The organism is Methanobrevibacter sp., from assembly GCF_045541095.1.
In the GTDB taxonomy this organism is placed as follows: domain Archaea; phylum Methanobacteriota; class Methanobacteria; order Methanobacteriales; family Methanobacteriaceae; genus Methanocatella.
In genome coordinates this window covers 1-18,960 of sequence record NZ_JAZQIJ010000220.1, presented here as the reverse complement: position 1 = coordinate 18,960, position 18,960 = coordinate 1, and the positions used below count along the sequence as shown (strand labels likewise).

General features: G+C 36.9%; 21 protein-coding genes. 18 read left to right on the top strand and 3 right to left on the bottom strand.

Translation table 11 applies throughout. From position 1 onward, the window contains the following. Positions 1–4: 4 nt before the first annotated feature. The 9 genes from trpC to ACKI2P_RS09305 all read left to right on the top strand — a co-directional run bounded on the left by trpC (position 5) and on the right by ACKI2P_RS09305 (position 7,306). Positions 5–781: an indole-3-glycerol phosphate synthase TrpC gene (trpC, locus tag ACKI2P_RS09345; RefSeq protein ID WP_407377127.1), complete on the top strand. Its 777-nt coding sequence runs from the start codon at positions 5–7 to the stop codon at positions 779–781. Next, positions 774–1,373 (top strand): phosphoribosylanthranilate isomerase, encoded by a 600-nt coding sequence (locus tag ACKI2P_RS09340; protein WP_407377125.1) that lies wholly within the window; start codon positions 774–776, stop codon positions 1,371–1,373. Before trpC ends, ACKI2P_RS09340 begins: the two co-directional genes overlap by 8 nt. After that, positions 1,370–2,554, top strand: coding sequence for a tryptophan synthase subunit beta (gene trpB, locus ACKI2P_RS09335; RefSeq protein WP_407377123.1), 1,185 nt, complete (start codon positions 1,370–1,372; stop codon positions 2,552–2,554). The genes ACKI2P_RS09340 and trpB overlap by 4 nt, the downstream gene beginning before the upstream one ends. After that, entirely contained in the window at positions 2,547–3,320 is a 774-nt protein-coding gene (gene trpA, locus ACKI2P_RS09330) for a tryptophan synthase subunit alpha (protein WP_407377121.1), read from the top strand. Before trpB ends, trpA begins: the two co-directional genes overlap by 8 nt. Positions 3,321–3,392: 72 nt before the next feature. Next, positions 3,393–4,127, top strand: a complete 735-nt coding sequence (pcn, locus tag ACKI2P_RS09325) for a proliferating cell nuclear antigen (pcna) (RefSeq protein WP_407377119.1) — start codon at positions 3,393–3,395, stop codon at positions 4,125–4,127. A gap of 54 nt (positions 4,128–4,181) precedes the next feature. After that, complete coding sequence (locus ACKI2P_RS09320) at positions 4,182–5,042, top strand: hypothetical protein (RefSeq protein WP_407377118.1); 861 nt, start codon at positions 4,182–4,184, stop codon at positions 5,040–5,042. A gap of 126 nt (positions 5,043–5,168) precedes the next feature. Next, on the top strand, positions 5,169–5,357 hold the full coding sequence (locus ACKI2P_RS09315) for a hypothetical protein (RefSeq protein ID WP_407377116.1): 189 nt from the start codon (positions 5,169–5,171) through the stop codon (positions 5,355–5,357). 36 nt (positions 5,358–5,393) lie between these two features. Then, positions 5,394–6,278 (top strand): hypothetical protein, encoded by an 885-nt coding sequence (locus ACKI2P_RS09310; protein ID WP_407377114.1) that lies wholly within the window; start codon positions 5,394–5,396, stop codon positions 6,276–6,278. Continuing rightward, complete coding sequence (locus tag ACKI2P_RS09305) at positions 6,275–7,306, top strand: hypothetical protein (protein WP_407377112.1); 1,032 nt, start codon at positions 6,275–6,277, stop codon at positions 7,304–7,306. Before ACKI2P_RS09310 ends, ACKI2P_RS09305 begins: the two co-directional genes overlap by 4 nt. Before the next feature lie 3 nt (positions 7,307–7,309). Here ACKI2P_RS09305 and ACKI2P_RS09300 read toward each other — a convergent pair whose 3' ends face one another. Next, positions 7,310–7,474 (bottom strand): hypothetical protein, encoded by a 165-nt coding sequence (locus ACKI2P_RS09300; RefSeq protein ID WP_407377110.1) that lies wholly within the window; start codon positions 7,472–7,474, stop codon positions 7,310–7,312. A 16-nt stretch (positions 7,475–7,490) separates the two neighbouring features. Between ACKI2P_RS09300 and ACKI2P_RS09295 the strand changes: the two genes are divergently transcribed. Both ACKI2P_RS09295 and ACKI2P_RS09290 read left to right on the top strand, forming a co-directional pair. After that, the gene (locus ACKI2P_RS09295; RefSeq protein ID WP_407377108.1) at positions 7,491–7,643 is read left to right on the top strand and encodes a hypothetical protein; all 153 of its coding nucleotides are present in this window, start codon (positions 7,491–7,493) and stop codon (positions 7,641–7,643) included. Positions 7,644–8,164: 521 nt separating this feature from the next. Beyond that, entirely contained in the window at positions 8,165–8,680 is a 516-nt protein-coding gene (locus tag ACKI2P_RS09290) for a hypothetical protein (RefSeq protein WP_407377106.1), read from the top strand. Between the two features lie 158 nt (positions 8,681–8,838). On the opposite strand, the gene priL is transcribed toward ACKI2P_RS09290, so the two are convergent. After that, on the bottom strand, positions 8,839–10,173 hold the full coding sequence (priL, locus tag ACKI2P_RS09285) for a DNA primase large subunit PriL (protein ID WP_407377104.1): 1,335 nt from the start codon (positions 10,171–10,173) through the stop codon (positions 8,839–8,841). Positions 10,174–10,425: 252 nt separating this feature from the next. On the opposite strand from priL, the gene metG reads away from it, so the two are divergent. Genes metG through ACKI2P_RS09260 form a run of 5 tightly spaced genes read left to right on the top strand, consistent with a single transcriptional unit; the run spans position 10,426 to position 16,199 of the window. Further along, positions 10,426–12,414 (top strand): methionine--tRNA ligase, encoded by a 1,989-nt coding sequence (metG, locus tag ACKI2P_RS09280; protein ID WP_407377102.1) that lies wholly within the window; start codon positions 10,426–10,428, stop codon positions 12,412–12,414. A gap of 11 nt (positions 12,415–12,425) precedes the next feature. After that, positions 12,426–14,003, top strand: coding sequence for a DUF530 domain-containing protein (locus ACKI2P_RS09275; protein WP_407377189.1), 1,578 nt, complete (start codon positions 12,426–12,428; stop codon positions 14,001–14,003). 4 nt (positions 14,004–14,007) lie between these two features. Continuing rightward, complete coding sequence (locus tag ACKI2P_RS09270; RefSeq protein WP_407377100.1) at positions 14,008–14,472, top strand: hypothetical protein; 465 nt, start codon at positions 14,008–14,010, stop codon at positions 14,470–14,472. 36 nt (positions 14,473–14,508) lie between these two features. Continuing rightward, entirely contained in the window at positions 14,509–15,534 is a 1,026-nt protein-coding gene (locus tag ACKI2P_RS09265) for an MraY family glycosyltransferase (protein ID WP_407377098.1), read from the top strand. Further along, positions 15,531–16,199 (top strand): 2,5-diamino-6-(ribosylamino)-4(3H)-pyrimidinone 5'-phosphate reductase, encoded by a 669-nt coding sequence (locus ACKI2P_RS09260; protein WP_407377096.1) that lies wholly within the window; start codon positions 15,531–15,533, stop codon positions 16,197–16,199. Before ACKI2P_RS09265 ends, ACKI2P_RS09260 begins: the two co-directional genes overlap by 4 nt. A gap of 164 nt (positions 16,200–16,363) precedes the next feature. Here ACKI2P_RS09260 and ACKI2P_RS09255 read toward each other — a convergent pair whose 3' ends face one another. Next, the gene (locus ACKI2P_RS09255) at positions 16,364–17,032 is read right to left on the bottom strand and encodes a histidinol phosphate phosphatase domain-containing protein (RefSeq protein WP_407377094.1); all 669 of its coding nucleotides are present in this window, start codon (positions 17,030–17,032) and stop codon (positions 16,364–16,366) included. A 63-nt stretch (positions 17,033–17,095) separates the two neighbouring features. Here ACKI2P_RS09255 and ACKI2P_RS09250 point away from each other — a divergent pair, with 63 nt between their 5' ends. Both ACKI2P_RS09250 and ACKI2P_RS09245 read left to right on the top strand, forming a co-directional pair. Beyond that, complete coding sequence (locus ACKI2P_RS09250) at positions 17,096–18,319, top strand: FprA family A-type flavoprotein (protein ID WP_407377092.1); 1,224 nt, start codon at positions 17,096–17,098, stop codon at positions 18,317–18,319. A gap of 96 nt (positions 18,320–18,415) precedes the next feature. Beyond that, positions 18,416–18,925, top strand: coding sequence for a flavodoxin (locus ACKI2P_RS09245; protein ID WP_407377188.1), 510 nt, complete (start codon positions 18,416–18,418; stop codon positions 18,923–18,925). Positions 18,926–18,960 lie beyond the last annotated feature (35 nt).

Genomic DNA, 18,960 nt, shown 5'->3' with positions numbered 1-18,960 from the left:
TAAAATGTTGGATAAAATAGTAGAAAAAACTAAAGAGAGATTAGAAGAGGCTAAAAAGGATAAACCTTTGGAAGAACTTAAAAAAGAAGTTGAAAAATTAAAAATCACTGATGATTTTCCTTTCAAAAAAGCATTGTCAGGTGAGGATATTGCAATAATTGCTGAAGTAAAAAGGGCATCCCCTTCAAAAGGTTTGATTGCTGAAGATTTTGATTACGTGTTCATTGCAAAGGACTATGAGGATGCGGGGGCATCTGCAATATCAGTTTTAACCGAACCATACTTTTTTAAGGGGTCCAACGAATATCTGAAGGAAATTTCACAAAATGTTTCGCTCCCTATTTTAAGAAAGGATTTTATCATCGATGAGTATATGATTTGGGAGGCAAAATTGCTTGGAGCCTCTGCAGTTCTGTTGATTGTATCTATTTTGTCCATTGTCGAGTTAAAGAAATTTTTGGATTTGGCACATGATTTGGGCCTTTCCGCTATTGTAGAAACCCATGATGGAAATGAAATTCGGACTGCCCTGAATGTTGGCGCTGAAATAGTTGGTGTAAATAATAGGGATCTGACAGATTTCAGTGTAGACATTGAAAACAGCATAAGTCTACGTAGATGTGTTGGTGAAGATATTATATTTATTTCAGAAAGTGGCATTAAAACACCGGAAGATGTAAGGAGATTAAAAGAAAATAATGTTGATGCTGTTTTAATAGGTGAAACTTTAATGAAAAGTGATGATAAAAAGACTATGATTTCGGAGTTGAAGAATGGTTAAAATTAAGATGTGTGGACTTAGGAGTTTGAAGGATATTGAAATAGTAAACAGATACAAACCTGATTATGTCGGTTTTGTATTTGCAGATTCCAAAAGAAAGGTCACACATGAACTTGCATCTCAAATGAAAGTAAAATTATCTGACGACATTGTTTCTGTAGGTGTTTTTGTAGATGCATCCCAGGATGAGATATTGAAGTTGTTTGATGATGGGATTATAGAAATTGCTCAACTTCATGGCGATGAAAGTGAAGATTATATTAATAGTCTAAAAGAAAAATCAAATAGTGAATTGAAAATCATTAATGCAATTGAAATTTCACATAATTCTGATTTTCAAAAATATGATAATTCCGAGGCAGATTATCTGCTGTTTGACAGTGGAAAGGGCAGCGGCAAAACCTTTGATTGGAGTTTGATTAAGGGTGATATTAACAAGGATTTTTTCCTGGCCGGAGGAATTAACATTTCAAACATTCGCGAAGCTATCGATGAATTTGATCCTTATGCTATTGATTTAAGTTCAGGACTTGAAACTGATGGAGTTAAAGATGAAACTAAGATTAGAGAAATTATGGAGGTCATAAATTGAGTAAAGGACGATATGGAGAATACGGTGGTCAATACATATCCGAAACATTGATGAATGAGCTGCTGTATCTGGAAGAGCAGTATAATCATTACATGAACGACCCCGACTTTGTAGAGGAATTGAATACTCTACTTAAAGAATATGCCGGAAGGCCATCTTTATTGTATTATGCTAAAAGAATGACAGAAGACCTTGGCGGTGCAAAAATTTATCTTAAACGTGAAGATTTAAATCACACCGGAGCCCATAAAATCAACAATGTTTTGGGACAGGTTTTGCTTGCTAAAAAAATGGGCAAGACAAGAGTGATTGCAGAAACAGGTGCGGGCCAACATGGTGTTGCAACTGCAACTGCCGCTGCGCTGCTGGACATGGAATGTGAAGTGTTCATGGGCGAGGTCGATACCAAAAGACAGGCTTTAAATGTTTACAGAATGGAATTGCTTGGAGCCAAAGTTCATCATGTAAAATCAGGAACCAAAACTCTAAAAGATGCGGTTAACGATGCATTCAGAGACTGGATTGCTCGAGTTGGAGATACTAATTATGTAATCGGTTCCACAATGGGACCGCATCCGTTTCCAATGATTGTTCGTGATTTTCAGGCAGTAATAAGTGCTGAAGCTCGCCAGCAATTTCTGGACAAGGAAGGCAGACTTCCAACAGCAGTAATTGCCTGTGTTGGTGGCGGAAGTAATGCGATGGGTGCCTTTTACAATTTCATAGATGATGAGGATGTTAAGCTCATTGGATGTGAAGCCGGTGGAAAAGGTGTTGACACTCCATATAATGCCGCCGCACTTACCAAAGGTAAAATCGGAATATTTCATGGAATGAAATCAATATTCAATCAGGGAGATTACGGTCAGATTGCACCGGTTTACTCAGTTTCAGCAGGTCTTGACTATCCTGGTGTCGGTCCGGAGCATGCATACCTGAGAGATATCGGAAGGGCTGAATATGTTCCAGTCACCGATGAGGAAGCGGTCGATGCATTTGAATATTTATCAAGAATGGAAGGAATTATTCCGGCTATTGAAAGTGCGCATGCAGTAGCCCATGCCATTAAAATTGCTCCGACAATGGATGAGGATGATATAATTATGATTTGTCTTTCCGGAAGGGGAGATAAGGATGTAAGATCAATTGCAGAATATAGGGGAGTTGATTTAGGTGAGTAAGATAGCAAATGCATTCAAAAATGGAAAGGCCTTCATTGGATTTTTAACTGCCGGAGATCCGACAATCGAAAAAACCGTCGAGTTTGTTTTGGCAATGGAGGAAGCAGGATGTGATTTAATAGAGATAGGCATTCCATTTTCAGATCCTATGGCTGAAGGTGTAGTTATTCAGGATGCCAATGTAAGGGCACTGAAACATAACACTACAACAGATGATGTGTTCTCCATAGTTAAGGCAATTCGTGAAAAAACAGATATTCCTCTGGTATTTTTGACTTACATTAATCCGGTTTTCTTTTATGGTTATGAAAAATTCTTTAAAAAGTGTAATGAGTTGGGAGTTGATGGAATAATTTCTCCGGACCTGCCTTATGAGGAAAAAGGGGAAATTGCAGACATTGCCCGTAAAAATGATGTTGATGTCATATCACTGATTGCACCTACTTCCAAAGAAAGAATTCAAAAGATAGCGGCCGATGCTTCAGGTTTTATTTATGTCGTATCCTCACTGGGAGTAACCGGAATGCGTTCAGAGATAAAAACAGATTTGAAATCAATTTTAGAGGATATTCGCGATGTAACCGATTTGCCTCTGGCTGTGGGTTTTGGAATCAATACTCCTGAACAGGCTAGTGAAATAGGCAAAATTGCCGATGGGGTTATTGTGGGCAGTGCTATTGTAAAAATCATTGAGGAACATGGTGAAGATGCAGCAGAAGCTCTAAAGGAATATGTCTCATCAATGAAAAAAGCCTCTAATCAATAAGCGTGTCTTAAAAGTAAACTTATTATAGTATAAAAAATAAATATAATATCATTACTGAATAGAGGATTATTTATGTTTAAAGCAGAATTAAGTGATTCTAGTATATTAAAAACCAGTTTTGATGCGATTTCATCCATTGTAGATGAAGTACAGATTCAAACTGACAGTGAAGGCATGAGATTAGATGCCTTAGACCGTAGTCACATAACTTTCGTTCATTTAGAGCTTAAATCTAGTTTATTTGATGAATATATTTGTGATGTTCCTGAAAAGATTAACATTGATACTGATGAATTCATGAGGGTTCTCAAACGTGCAAAATCTCAAGACAGAGTTTTAATGTCTGTGGATGAAGGTAATTTCATCATTACTTTTGAAGGTGATGCTACAAGAACTTTCAAAATAAGATTGATTGATATGGAATATGATAATCCTGTTCCACCTCAAATTGAACATCCAACATCATTTAAAGTACGTTTCTCTATCTTGAAAGATTGTATCAACGATATTGACATCTTTTCTGATAAGATTGCTTTCCAAGTTGATGAAGATTACTTTATTGCATCTGCTGATGGTGAATTTGGTGATGCCAGTATCAAATATCTCCATGGAGAAAACATCTCCGAACATGCAAAATCTTTGTTCTCATTGGATAAGATTAGAGAAATGCTTAAAGCAGACAAATTTTCAGAGGAAGCGGAAATTGGTTTAGGTACCGACATGCCGTTAAGTTTAACCCTTAATATGGTTACTGGTGACGGTAAATTGAGTTTCTTGCTTGCTCCTAGACTAGAAACAGATGAATAATTTCATTTGTTTACTTTTTTTTATTTCAACCGACTAATTTTGAGATGGTATTAAGTGGATCAGTTTTATCAAATCTTGCGTAAAATTCAAAAGAAAGAGCGTAATAACGGTACTTTAGCTCGTGTAGAAGAGACATTTTATAATGATATTCACGAATATATGGACCAGTTAAAAAGAGACGCAATGAGCGATCCATTTTCTAAAGCGCCTGCAATGCTCAAAGAAGCCCAAATCATAGCTACAGAGATTTGTCAAAGAAGAGAAACCAAAATTACAAATTCTGCAGTTTTGAATATTCACAGGTCTTATCATCTGTTTACCGGAAGGCCTGAATTTGATCTGGTCGATACCACTCCCCTGAATTTGACTCCCGAAGAGGAACAGTTCTATTATTCTCTGATTGACACTTTAAAAAATCATAGGCATAACATTTCACTTGAAAAATTGTCAGAAGATGGTGAAGAGGAAAAACCTGTCAAAGTCCAGCCTGAAACCACACGTGCAACTACCTTGGACGCACCAGATGAGGCTCCAAAAAGTGAAGATAAGGTTTTAAACAGATTGGAAGAGATTAAAAATGCCAAAACTATAGTTGATGAGAAAAGGGAACCAATTGAAAAGCAGATAAGGGATTCCCAAGTTAAAACTCAACCTAAAAAAGAGCCTGTAGTCACAGATATTGAAGATAATCCAAATGCCGCTGATGAGGTTGAAGAATTTTATGATCTGGAATCTCAAAAAATCGCCAAAGACACTGAACTGGTTACAATGCTCGTTTTTGATGAAGTCGATGCCATAGTTGGTGTTGATGAGCAGGTTTATGGGCCGTTTCTTCCCCAGGATTTGGTCACACTACCAATGATAAATGCAAAAATATTTTTCAAAAATAGAAAGGGTCGTCAGGTTAAAATTTAATGGTTCAATTCTTTCAAAAACTTGTTTGTTAAAAATTTTTATCTCCGGTGTGTTTTACAAACTTATTTGTAATTTCTAATTTAAAATATTATTATTTGTTTAATATTTTCAACTGGGGATAAACATATGAAGAGAAAATTAATTTTATTGCTGTTTCTATTTTTATCAATTACTGCAGTATCTGCAAGTGATTTAAATCAAACTGATGCTGCAGATTTTAAAATAGACAGTTCAGAAGTTTCAGAGATTCTGTATGATGAAGAATCAGGTTGCTGTTCTTTCATTATTCAGGAAGAGGGTAATGAAACGGTTTAAGGTTTCAGACAGGATTCTCCTCTTAACGGTAATGGGGTGAAGATTAATAATCAGACCTGGAACGGTATGGATATAATAAGACAGGAGATTGACAATCCTCAAAGGTATTTTACCCACAGCATCATTACTGAAACCGGTTGGGTCATGAGTCAGGGAGGCAGTCAATACGACAACGATAGCTTATCCATTGAAGCGTCAGCAGGGAATATGATTCTTTCCGATAACATTTCAATGGGAGATCTCACTCAGGTTCAGAATGTTTTAAAAAAATTTGAGTATGGACATTTCCTCATCAAATCTCCTGATGGACGATATGGCGTAGTTTTTTATGATAGCATTTATACCGGAATTCTGCATCCCGGCGAATTTCTTGTAGTTCCAAACGTTCCTTTTTTATTTAGAGGAGGTAACTATAAGGATTATAATTCAAATCCGATAGATGCAATTAATGAAATCTGTTTTTATGATGATACCGGCTGGAACAAAAGAAATTTCTATTCATATTATATAAAACCTCATGATGTTGGAAACAGTCTGTATTGGGGTGCAGATACATTCGCAGCCAATGATAACGGTCATGGTGCGGGTTTAAACATTTCACACATTGTCACCTATTTCTATTATGATTCAGTATATTATCCTCCATCTCAAATTCCGGAACTTCCGGAAAAGATGTATGTCGGAACCCATATATTCAAAAATCAGAAAATTGACAGGACATTTGAACTTGCCGACAATGTGAAAAACGCATTGGTCGGTAAGGATACCGATATTCACTACAGAATATATGATATTGACAGTTCAAACACCCTAGCTTTCAGTCTTGATGAAAATTTAGAGTTTATTGATGCAGAGCTATCCTGCGGAAGTTATGATTATGATACAAATAATCATACTTTGTACTGGCAGGTGCGGCCATGAACTCCACAAAGGACATCTCCTTGAAAGTCAGACCAAAGGCTAAAGGAACCTTCAAGGTCCATTCATATATTGAAAACACCTCATATGAAATGGATATGACGGGATATGCAACAGATTATGGTATCATAATAAAATCTGATGATGTCAATGTTTATAAGGGATATTCTCATGGATTGAAAATCAATCTGACAGACCTGTACGGCAGAAGTTTGGCAGGTGAAAATGTAACCATACAAATAGCTGGAAATACTTACGTTAGGGAAGTTACCAGCGAAGGATTGGCAACATTGGTGCTGATGTTGGATGTCGGTGAGTACGATGCAATTGTATCATATGACGGTATTTTCGGCAAAAATCAGACAGATGCGCACATAATCATCAAACAGACATTATTTACAGAGGATGTGGAGTTATTCTACTGCAATTCTTTCCAGTATAATGTATCATTTATTGGAGAAAATGGTGAAACTTTGCCTGGTGGGGAAGTCGACTTTAAATTATTGGATAATCTGCATGATCTTTACGGTGATGAAAACGGTTTTGTCCAATTCAATGTTCACCTGTTTCCAGGCATGTATGTCATAAGAACATTCAATCTTGAAACAAATGAATTCAGAGATAATTTTATTGTAATCAAATCTATCGAAACCAGTGATTTGATAAAATATTATGGTGACGGATTAAAATTCAAAGCCGCATTCGTTGACAGCGAAGGCAATGCGCTTGCAAATTCCAATGTTACATTTGATATTAATGGCAGCGCATATTATGGCATGACAGATGAAAATGGTGTTTGTCTTTTGGATATTGACTTGAAACCTGGAAATTATATAATCACTACCGAAAATCCGGAAACATCCGAAGGCGCCACAAACAACATTACAGTTTTATCTCCAATCAAAACACAAATTTCTGTGAAGAATTTGCAGATGGTATATAATAAAGGAAAATATTTGACTGCAACTTTAAAGGATGGCAACGGAAGTGCTATAAGGGGTGTTAAATTGTCCGTTTCCCTAAAACGGTAAAATCTACAATAGGGTAACAGACGCCAAAGGCCAGATCAGGCTGCTTATAAATGCAGTTCCTAAAACATATACTGCAAAAATCTCCTTTGCCGGAACCGGTAAATATGTTAAATCCAATGCAAATGCTAAAATCATTATCAAAAAAGCTAAAATCAGTTTATATGCCAAAAATAAAGTATTCAAATTGTCTAAAAAGAAAAAGATGTATTCTGTCACTTTAAAAAACAATCTTAAAAAAGCATTGTCAAAAGTAACAGTTAAACTTAAAGTCAAAGGCAAAACATATGTAGCAAAAACCAATAAATATGGTAAAGCTACTTTTAAATCAATAAATTAACTAAAAAAGGTACTTTTAAGGCTAAAATTAAATTTGCTGGAAATAAATACTATTTCTCTTCAAGTAAAACTGTTAAACTTAAAGTTAAAAGATAAGTAATTTGTTGCTTTCACTATTTTTACTTATTTTCTTTTTATCAAAAATATTGCAAGAATACCATGACCTCTTAGGTCATGGATGTATTGCACAAAAAATTACTTATCAAATGCTCTCTGAGGAACTTTAAATACCAATGAAATCTAAACTAATAAATGACAAAGTTAATCAAAACTTTTTTCAACGATAACCAAGTTTAAAAAAGCAAAACATTAACATTTTTGTCTGAACCCATGGGACGAGGGAGATAGCCTAGGATAATATCAAATTACCAACGATATATAATAAAAAACCTAGGAATCCTCAACTTCAATAAGTTGAGGTAGTTCAAGCAAAAAAAGTATTGCCGTTGTCGAATTTGTTCAATGTCAAAGTGGCTGGTGATGTCCAAAACTTTATTATGATATGCTCTTAAATATAAACATATGAATGAATTCGTTGAAGTTATTGGTGTCGAACACTTAAAAACAGTTCTCTCAGGCCTTTCACCTGAAGACATTGTAAAACCTGCCTATGAGAATTGGATGGCATGCCAGAGAACAGGCCACACTGTACTGAGTCTGGAAACCGGCGAGGTTTATGGTTTAGGTGTTGAGCTTAATCAATTGCCGTTGGCTGCAGACATATACATTGAACTATTTACAATTGATTCTCACCAGGAAGTTGTTGATGAGGAGGAATTTTTCTCAAAAGAGGAGTACGAAAAGTTTTTGGAATTCAGCAGTGACGACCCGTGCGAATACATTCCTGACATAATTTCTGATTTTTGCGAAAAGAACGATATTGATGAGTATGAGCGAACCATAGGGATTTTAGCATATAATTTTGAAAAAAATGAACGGGCCAACTATAACATGTGGGAATCATCCATTCTGAACAAATATTATGATGCAATCTATGAAGACCACAATCCGTTTCAGTTTTCTCAATCAAGTTTATAGAAAATTTATTCACAAAAAAATTTAACGTGTTCGCATGAATGAGCATTAGAACATACAGCATTTCCAAGAAAAAACTATTATGATATTGATATTGAAGAAACAAAATATGTTCATTTGAATTTATTGCCCTTTTCACTCATGGGTTTATATATTTTAATTTATTCCGATTTTGGAGCTTGCTGGTCAAGTTGGAATTTTTTACGGCCGTAGCAGGATAGAGGATTGTTTATTCCCTTGCAGGATTTGTCCGGGTGGCATAAGTGAGGCAGGTGAATTTTTATTTTCTCACAGCTCATCGGAGTGTACCATTTGGTTTCCCCTTCGTGGTTGATGTCAACCCTGTCGTGCATTCCAAAGCCCAGTTTTGATATGATGTTGATTTTCTCCTGTGGCTGGTCTTCAAACAGAGGTGGTGTACAGTTGTCTGCGGCATCAAAAATCAAGGGAAGGATTTCATTTTCAGTGATTGTCAAATCAGGATCCATATCTGATACCTTCACGCTTTCATCGGAGGCAAAAATTCTCGGATAAAGTCTTGCATATGAAGCGAATGATGTTAATAAAAGAACAATTGCATCGTTACGCCCTCCTGATGATACGCCCTCAACGGTTGTCTTTATGCATGGCGGGAATGCTTCAGGATTCAGTTTTCCTGCCTGAACGCTACCGTATATTCCTCCGCTTCCTGCATAATACTGATTGTATTTGCTTGTCTCTTCAGGTATGAATTCCTTAAGGTCCTCTCCGATTTTGATGATTGCAGGATGGATTTCAATTCTGGCAGACATTTCCTTGATTCTTTTTATGTACTCTTCGGTTTTCTGCATTATCAGTCTGGACAAAATCTGTTCCTTGACGCTGTCACCAATCAGAATTCCATACATCCTGTCAGGGCTTCTGTCAGTGAACTTGTCTGAGAATTTATCCAGAAAGTCTTCCTGCTGCAGTATTATTTCACCGCTGTCAATCAATAAATCTGTTAGCTTAAGCTTTTTTGTTGCAATAACATCGCTCAATGACTTCCAGTTGATTGCGCCGTCAACTTTCACTTCATCTAAAACCTCATCAATGATGTCTGCCCTTGACATCGGCGGGATTTTGGCCAGTCTTTCAAGAATAAGTGATCCCTGGCTTTCGATAAAGAGTCTTGTTTCTCGTGAACCTGTATTGAACTGGATGGCTATTGCCTGGCATAAAATATGATATATCACTACATCCTGCATGAAAAGCTGTGAATTTGTCAGGTATTCATATTCAGCCTGTGTGTAGTTTTTATTGTTCTTTTTCTCAATTGCCCATTGAATACGTTTCATTGCATAATCAGCGTATGATTTAGGAATCAGGGAATCATCAGATATCTTCTGGTTTGCAGTATGGATAATTGTGTCGATTAATGTTTCATCTTCATCAAATATTTGGTTTAAATCACCGTATTGTCTGACAATCTGTCTTCCTTCATTTGACAATGGGTTGATATATGATACTTCTGCCATGTCTTTAAATTTTTATTTTATATATTATATAGATATCTCATTTTCAAAATCAATAGTGATTTTGCTTTGAGTTTTGGGAAAAATCATCCGTCAGTTTTGTTTTGTATTCGTAATTAGTCATCTTATTGCCTGGGTTAATTGATTTTTATTCAATTTTATTTTTTTATTATATAACACTGTTAAAAATAATAATTTTATTATATATGAGTAACATAATTATATCATGTTTAAAATTATAAGGGGATAAGATAAATGTCAAAAATATTTATTTCATGCGCACTTCCTTATGCAAATGGTCCATGTCATTTAGGCCATATCCGTTCCACTTATCTGCCTGCAGACATCTATGCAAGGTACAACAGAATGGTTGGAAATGATGTGCTTTTAGTTTGTGCAACCGATGAACATGGAACTCCAATTGCAGTGAAGGCAGACAAAGAGAACAAAAAACCGATTGAAATTTCAAAAAGATACCATGATATGATTGTAAAAGACGTAGAGTCAATGAACATATCACTGGATAACTTTACAAGAACAACTGATGAAGCTCACTATGAACTGGCTCAGAACTTCTTCAAGAAGCTTTATGATGACGGATATATCTACAGGGAGGATATCCAGCAGCTTTACTGTCCGAACTGTAAGAAATTCCTGCCTGACAGATATGTTGAAGGCCTTTGTCCTGTTTGCGGATCAGAGGCAAGAGGAGACCACTGTGAAAAGTGCGGTAAAGCATTGAATCCTACAGAACTTGATGAACCTCACTGCATTACCTGCGGTACAACACCTGTTATCAAAGACACTTTCCAGTATGCGTTTAAACTCTCAGAACTTGAAGATGAGCTGAAAGAATACATCTCATCCAATGAAAATCTGCCTGCAAACGTCAAAAACTATGCATCCAACTGGTTGGAAGAAGGACTTACCGACTGGATTTTAACCCGTGATATGGACTGGGGTATTCCGGTGCCTTTGGATGAAGCAAAAGGCAAGGTACTGTACGTATGGATTGAAGCGTTTTTAGGATATATCTCATCAGCTTCACAATGGTCCAAAAAGTCAGGCAAGAAATGGGAAGAGTACTGGAACGACTATGTTGTTCATTTCATAGGAAAGGACATCATATACCACCATTCAATATTCTGGCCGGGTCTTTTAAAAGCATACGGATGCAAACTGCCGGACATGATATATGCAGGTGAATTCCTCTCACTTGAAGGGGAAAAGATGTCTACAAGTAAAAACTGGGTAATATGGATTGCTGATTTTGTAAAAGACTATGAACCGGACTTGCTCAGATACTATTTAACCATAAATGCTCCTTTAAATAAGGATTCAGACTTTTCATGGGATGATTTCCAGAGAAGAAATAATGATGAGCTTGCTGATGTAATCGGAAACTTCCTTCACAGGACATTTGTATTTACCAAAAAACAGTTTGACAGCAAAATCCCCGAATATGCAAACCCTACTGAGGAAGATGAAGAGTTCAGACAAGCTATTGAAGCACTTCCTGATGCCGCAGGAGAATTCATAGCAAACTATGAATTCAGAGAAGCACTGCTTGAAATATTCAAGGTAGCTAAAAAAGGTAACAAGTATTTCAACGATGCCGAACCATGGAAAGCAATTAAAGAAAATCCTGAAAAAGCGGCAAACTGCTTATACTTATCCAATCAATTGGCAAAAACTTTGGCCTACATGTTAAAGCCGTTCATTCCAACAAAGGCTGACAAAATTGCAGAAATCATGAATCTTGGAAGTCTTGATGACTGGGAGGATGCAAAGGTTGCTCTTCCAACCGGCCATGTAATCAACAAGGCCAAACCATTATTTAAAAAGATTGAAGATAAAGAAATTGAAGCCCAAAAGGCAAAACTTAAAGAAAACTTAAAAGAAGATGAGGATGATAAAATGAGTGATTTAGTAACTATAGATCAATTTGATGAATTCGTAATCAAAATAGGTGAAGTAAAAGAAGCTGAAAAAATCGAAAAATCAGACAAACTCCTTAAATTGCAGGTTGACCTTGGTGAGGAAAAACCTAGACAAATCGTTGCAGGACTTGCAAAATTCTACGACGCAGAGGAGTTAATCGGAAGAAAAGTCTGTGTAGTTGCAAACCTTCAGCCTGCAAAACTCTTCGGAACATTATCAGAAGGTATGATTTTAGCAACCGGAGCATCAGGAGCATTGCTCAGCCCTGATGAAAACGCTGAAATCGGTGAAAGAATACAATAAATTTGATTAGTATGGAAGAGTCTGTCCTGGTAAGTAAAGCGGAGAAATTCCTAAAAGAAATTGCAAACGATTCAATCGACCTAGTCGACATTGATAATTTTGACAATTTCAAAAGTCTCTATTTCAAGCTAGTTGACAGACTAGACTATTTACAATCTCTTAAAGATGATATGGATGCGCAGGGATACACCACTCCTTTCACATCCCTCAACAAATACGGTACAAAGGCTGTATCAGAAGTTTCTCTTGAAGAGGTTGGTGAAAACAGCCGTCACAACCAAATATTCAGAATGAAGGCCAACTCCAAGAAGAATATTCTCGACAGGGTAAAATCAGCTATCGATTCCCACAAGATTGCAATCGGCCATCTTGAACAGTTCGGCTATGTGAAATGCAATTCCTGCTATAAGAAGTATTCCATTGATGAATACCGCAGAAGGGATGCAAAATGCAGCTGCGGTTCAACTGCATTCACCTTCAAAATCAATAAGGAGGCAACCCAGAGAATAGAGATAATTCCATATCTGCCTCTTTCAGGAAACTACATGGTTCTTCTGAGTGAACTGTCCCATTACGGACGTGAGGCTTTCAAAAAAGTTTTAAATATTCTCAAACAGGAACGAAGAGGTGTCGTAAAGACAATATCTCTTGTCATACGTTTCAGGGACAAGAACAATCGTCTGATTAGAAAAAACGTTTCCCTTAGCTCAGAATACGTTAACAACTACGAAGAGGAAGTCAGACGCATGTATGGGCGTAATGTGAGAATCGAAACCTTGAGGTTCCACAGGACAAAGCCGGCTATAATTGACGACAAGCATGCAAGAACAGCCCTTGCGATTTCATATGTTAAATATGCAGAATCAATAATTGATGCGATAAAAGATGATATCCTTAAAAGAAGGCTGACAGATTTCAAAAGGCTTGTAAAGTATTATGAAATCATTTCCGATTATGAAAATCAGACTCCTGATTTTATAGACAAGTATGACCTCAATGCGATTGAGGCATGGAGGGAATCACAAATTCAAGAGGAATTTATCAAACGCAATTACGCCGACCGTTTCGGAAACATCAAAAGGTCTTTAAGCCGTGATTTGAAAATCCGAAAGTCCATCTATGAAAATACCTTTGTAAACATATCTTCAGCCCTTATAATGTGGGACATGTTCAGATACTATCTCACCACTTCAAACAATTCACGTAAAATCGTTACAGGACCGTTTCCATATATTCGCGTTGAGCTTGACCGTGAACAGAGAAAGGTATTCCAGACAACCTACACCAAAGTGATAGACATTCTGAATGATTTTACAGACATAAAGATTATTCCCGTTCCCGAAATGGATTTGATTTTGTATGAGAAGTTCAAGTTTGAAAAGCAGTCAAGAAGCTCAAACATCAAGTTCAATCATGTTGCCCTTGGAGCCGCTCTGATTCATCAGAACTCAGACATTGAACTTGAAAGGATAGGAAATGCGTTCAACGTCAATGAATCTAAAATAAAAAAGGAACTCAAGCACATTGACCAGATAAGAAACCCGAAAAGCGACAAATCCAAAAAGTTCCTGGATTTAATCAAGAAGTGATCATATGGATGGAGATACAACAACAATACATATAACAAAGGCATTGTCTTCTTCAATGATTGTGGAGCTGATTGAAAAATATCCTAACCTTTCCCAGATTACATGCTCACCCAGCGTTTATGGAAGAACTTCAAAGACATACATTGACGCTCTTGAACAGCTCGACATTGATGTAGAAAAGAAATACAACTGGGGAGCCAAATCCAAAAGCAACGGCGCAGAATTTGAAGTGCAGAAACTGTCTGATGAAGGTTTGTCTGCAAGGGAAATTTCAGAACGCCTTGATATTACTCTCAACAGAGTTTATTACCTTTTAAGAAAAAGCAAAGCGGATTTTGATAACAGAAAACGCAAATATGATCATTCAGAAGTTATTGCTCTTAAAGATGGAGGATTGTCTGCAAAGGAGATTTCAGACAAATTGGATATTCCGTTAAGGACAGTCTATTACATTTTAAATAAAAAATAATTACTTTTTTTAATAATGAGTATTAAATAATTAAATATGATATTTTTACCGCAACTGCCTTTATATGTAATAGCTATAATCTGTGGGTTACTTTCTTTTTTAATGACAAGATTATTCATGCCTAAAATTATTCAAAAACTGGAAGAAGCCGATATTGTAGGAAAGGACATTCACAAATCCTGGAAACCTGTTGTTGCCGAAATGGGTGGATTTGGAATACTTTTCGGTTTTGTTCTCGGTATGTTTTCCGGAATTTACATGCATGACATCCTGGCATTTCCATTAGTGGTTGTTTTAGTTGTAATACTACTTGTCGGAATGATTGGTATTGTTGATGATTTGCTTGCGCTGTCATCTAAATCAAAGTTCTTTTTGCTTTTCATTGCTGGTCTTCCGCTTATATGGGCCGCACCGCCTAACGTGGGGATAATCTATCTGATTACAATACCTTTCGCTCTTTCAATTGGTTCAAACCTCACAAACATGCTTGCGGGATTGAACGGTATCGAATCAGGTCTTGGTGTTATTTCAATGGCATCACTGACAATTGCATGTATCATTCTCGGCAAATATGACGTAACAATCATATCAATGAGTATGCTGGGTGCTTTGATTGCATTTTTATACTATAACAGATATCCGGCCAAGATTTTCCCAGGGGATACTGGTACACTGATTATCGGAGCAGCCATTGTCTGCATTGCATTTATAGGTAGGGTAAAATTAATTGCATTAATCGTATTGATGCCGAACATTATCGATGCTGCCTTGAAGTTCTACTCAGCAGGAGTTATGAACCGTTCCCAGCAAAAGCCTACACAGGTAAATGATGAAGGAAAACTTGTAAGGCCTGAAGTCGGATTCAAGTCACTCATTAGGCTTGTTTTAAGAAAACCTATTGCAGAAAAGGATGCAGTAAAAATAATCTGGGCAATAGGAATTGTATTTGGTGTATTGGGTATACTTGTGGCATTGACTATGCCTGGAATGCTTGAAAACCAGACACTGGCCAATTTCTTAAAGATTAAAGAGATGTTTTATTATGTGGGGTGTATCTTATGAGGCCGTATGTGATATTGAATGCAGCCATGACGCTGGACGGCAAGATTGCAACAGCAACCGGAAGCTCAAACATTTCAGGAGAGGAAGACCTCAAAAGGGTTCATGAAATCCGCAAGGAATGCGATGCAATCATGGTCGGAATCGGAACAGTTTTGGCTGATGATCCACGTCTGACCGTCCACAAGATTGATGCAAATCCTGATGACAATCCGTTAAGGGTTGTTGTTGACAGCAAATGCAGAACTCCTGTTGATGCAAGAATTACAAACTCAGATGCGAAAACTATTATTGCCTGTGCAAATGCATACAAGGATGATTTTGTTCAATCCGAAAATTATGAAACCTTAAAAAAACGCGGAGTCAAGTTTTTCTGGAGCGGAGACAAAAGAGTTGACTTGACATCACTTATGAGCTATCTTCATGAGGAAGGAATTGAAAAGCTGATGCTTGAAGGAGGAGCTACCCTGAACTTTTCAATGATTAAGGCAGGTCTGATTGATGAGATAAGCATCTGTATCGCTCCGATGGTTGTTGGAGGAGCCAATGCAAAGACCTTCTTTGACGGTGATGGCTTTGACACTATGGATGAATCCGTTAAACTGGAGCTTGTTGATTCATATTCTCTTGGTAAAGATTTGATTTTAAAATATAAAGTTTTAAAATAATTATTATTATAAAAATCAATAATATTTTGATGGGTATGTTGTTTTAAATGATGATGGTTATATTTCATGAATGACTTATTACCAAAAACCAAGATACTTCTGCATTTTTAGAATTTACACACATAGGTTTTCTTAAAGTCATCCAAATATGTTTTTTTTTGAAGTTATAGTGATATTCCTTTTGATTTTAAAAGTTCACGTGGATTGTCAACCAAAGCCTTCATTGCTTCGTCATGACTTAATCCTGCACCCAATGCAATTTCGTATGACTTTTCAAATGTAATCAGGTTGTCCGGTGAATGGGTGTCGGTATCCACCAGTAATTTGTTTCCAACTTCACGTGCAATGTTTGCAACATGACCGTTTCCAAGGCAGTGTCCTTTACGTGCGGAAATTTCAAGATAAACATCATTTTCAAGTGCAATTTCAGCTTCCTCTTTGGTAATTAAACCAGGATGACCTAAAATGTCAACATGTTCTGATTCAACTGCAGCACGATTGGTTCCAGGGGTTACAGGTTCATTTAGGGTTTCACCGTGAACTACAACGATTTTTGCTCCAAGCTCCTTTGCCCTTGCAGCTATTCCATCGATTGACTCGCATGGTGCATGGGTTACCTCAGCACCCAAAACAACTGTAATGTCCCAGTTTGCGTTGATGTCATCGATTGCGTCCTGAATTGCCGGAATGGTGTCAACATTTGACCAGTCAACATGGTCTGTAATTGCTATAGCTTCATGATTCAGTTTCAATGCTCTTCTTGCAAGTTCAGACGGCAAAAGTTCCCCGTCACTGAACAGGCTGTGCATATGTAAATCGATTCTTTTTGTCATATAATAATTTATATAATACGTAGAATATATATTTATATAACTTAAATTATTTGAGGTATTAAAATGAAAGCAAAAGCTGTAAAAATGGCAGATGGTGTCTATTGGGTTGGTGTAATCCACTGGCACAGCAGAACTTTCCATGGATATGGAATTCCAGGTACCACATACAACGCGTATCTTGTATTTGGTGAAGAAAAAACCGTATTAATCGATAACGTTTACAGAGGAATGTTTGAACAGTTCGATGCAAGAGTTAAAGATGCATTCGAACAGGAAGGAAAAGAATTCAAAATCGATGTCTTTGTTCAAAACCATTCCGAGATGGATCATTCCACTTTCTTAAGACAAACAATTGAACAATACAACCCTGATGCTGAAATCTATGCATCCGCAAACTGTATCAAATTCCTAGAAGCTCAATATCACAACTTCTCTGATTTGGAAATCAATGCGGTTGCAACCGGTGATGAACTTGACATTGGTGGACGTACCCTAAAATTTGTTTCAGCTCCAATGCTTCACTGGCCTGACAGCATGTTCACATTCCTGGCTGAAGAAGGAATATTATTTTCAAACGATGCATTTGGTCAGCACGTAGCACGCTCCAAAAGGTTTGACGAAGACTACGATTTGGAATATCTCTTAAGAGAAGCACAGAAATACTACGCTAACCTTGTAACCTTAGGTTCACCTATGCTTCGTATGAAACTTGATGAGCTTACCAACACTGGTTTAATCAATGAAATCAAGATGATTGCACCATGTCACGGTCAAATATGGAAAAACCCTGCTCCAATCGTTGAAAAATACACAGAATGGGGATCAGGAGTATGCAAAGACAAAATCACTGTTATCTATGATACAATGCACCACTCAACCGAAAAACTCGCATACCAGATTGCTGAAGGTATAATGAGCGAAGGCGTTGAAGTTGCAATGTACTTCATGCAGGAAGACGGTCCTGATGATGTAATTACAGACATTCTGGACTCCAAGGCAATCGCTTTAGGCGCTCCAACAATGATGAACAAGCCTTTCCCAAGAATCGGTAACATGATGTACTGGCTTGACTGTGTCAACTTCAATGGAACCGGCAGTGAGAAAAATGCTTTAATCTTTTCATCCAAAGGTTGGGGTGGAGGAGCAGTTGCAAAACTCCAGAACGATTTGGAAACTGCAGGATTTACTGTAACTGACACTTTGGATGTATTGTTTGTACCTGATGAGGATGTTTTAGCTGAAGCATTCGAAAAAGGTGCAGAGCTTGCTCGTTCTATTAAAGAATAATTGATTTTATTCTTTTTATTTTTTTAAAATATTAATTGTTGAGTATCGCAACATTTATATATGGAGATTGTAATAATATATTATTAAGAGGTAATTATCATGTCAAGTTTAGTAATTTATTTTTCAAGAAGCGGTGAAAACTACTTCGGAGGGGAACTTAAAGATATTGAAAAAGGAAATACTGAAGTCATTGCAGAATATATTCAAGAAATCGACAATGCGGATTTATTTAAAGTTGAACCTGCAGTTGAATATCCTGCAGACTACATGAAATGCATTGACGTTGCAAAAAAGGAACAGCAAGCAGATGCAAGGCCGGAAATAAAAGAAACTCTTGAAAGCATTGCAGATTACGATACAGTCTATATTGGCTTTCCGAACTGGTGGGGAACCCTTCCGATGCCTATGTTTACCCAATTGGAACAACTGGACTTTTCAGGAAAAATCGTAAAACCTTTTGTAACTCATGAAGGGTCAGGTTTTGGCTCATCACAAAAGGATTTGGCAAAGCTTTGTGAGGGGGCTCAAATCAAGGACGGCCTTTCAATACCTGGTGCAAGCGTCTATGATGTAAAAGACAAAGTAGCATCTTGGGTCAAAGATTAATATACTGATTAAAAAAACATTAATTATTTTTATTT

Bases quoted from the DNA above. Each gene is read 5' to 3' on its own strand.
- priL (WP_407377104.1), bottom strand. From the start codon at position 10,173: ATGGCAGAAGTATCATATATCAACCCATTGTCAAATGAAGGAAGACAG.
- ACKI2P_RS09315 (WP_407377116.1), top strand. From the start codon at position 5,169: ATGAAGAGAAAATTAATTTTATTGCTGTTTCTATTTTTATCAATTACT.
- ACKI2P_RS09270 (WP_407377100.1), top strand. From the start codon at position 14,008: ATGGATGGAGATACAACAACAATACATATAACAAAGGCATTGTCTTCT.
- ACKI2P_RS09255 (WP_407377094.1), bottom strand. From the start codon at position 17,032: ATGACAAAAAGAATCGATTTACATATGCACAGCCTGTTCAGTGACGGG.
- ACKI2P_RS09340 (WP_407377125.1), top strand. From the start codon at position 774: ATGGTTAAAATTAAGATGTGTGGACTTAGGAGTTTGAAGGATATTGAA.
- ACKI2P_RS09265 (WP_407377098.1), top strand. From the start codon at position 14,509: ATGATATTTTTACCGCAACTGCCTTTATATGTAATAGCTATAATCTGT.
- trpC (WP_407377127.1), top strand. From the start codon at position 5: ATGTTGGATAAAATAGTAGAAAAAACTAAAGAGAGATTAGAAGAGGCT.
- metG (WP_407377102.1), top strand. From the start codon at position 10,426: ATGTCAAAAATATTTATTTCATGCGCACTTCCTTATGCAAATGGTCCA.
- ACKI2P_RS09250 (WP_407377092.1), top strand. From the start codon at position 17,096: ATGAAAGCAAAAGCTGTAAAAATGGCAGATGGTGTCTATTGGGTTGGT.
- ACKI2P_RS09305 (WP_407377112.1), top strand. From the start codon at position 6,275: ATGAACTCCACAAAGGACATCTCCTTGAAAGTCAGACCAAAGGCTAAA.
- ACKI2P_RS09275 (WP_407377189.1), top strand. From the start codon at position 12,426: ATGGAAGAGTCTGTCCTGGTAAGTAAAGCGGAGAAATTCCTAAAAGAA.
- ACKI2P_RS09260 (WP_407377096.1), top strand. From the start codon at position 15,531: ATGAGGCCGTATGTGATATTGAATGCAGCCATGACGCTGGACGGCAAG.
- pcn (WP_407377119.1), top strand. From the start codon at position 3,393: ATGTTTAAAGCAGAATTAAGTGATTCTAGTATATTAAAAACCAGTTTT.
- ACKI2P_RS09290 (WP_407377106.1), top strand. From the start codon at position 8,165: ATGAATGAATTCGTTGAAGTTATTGGTGTCGAACACTTAAAAACAGTT.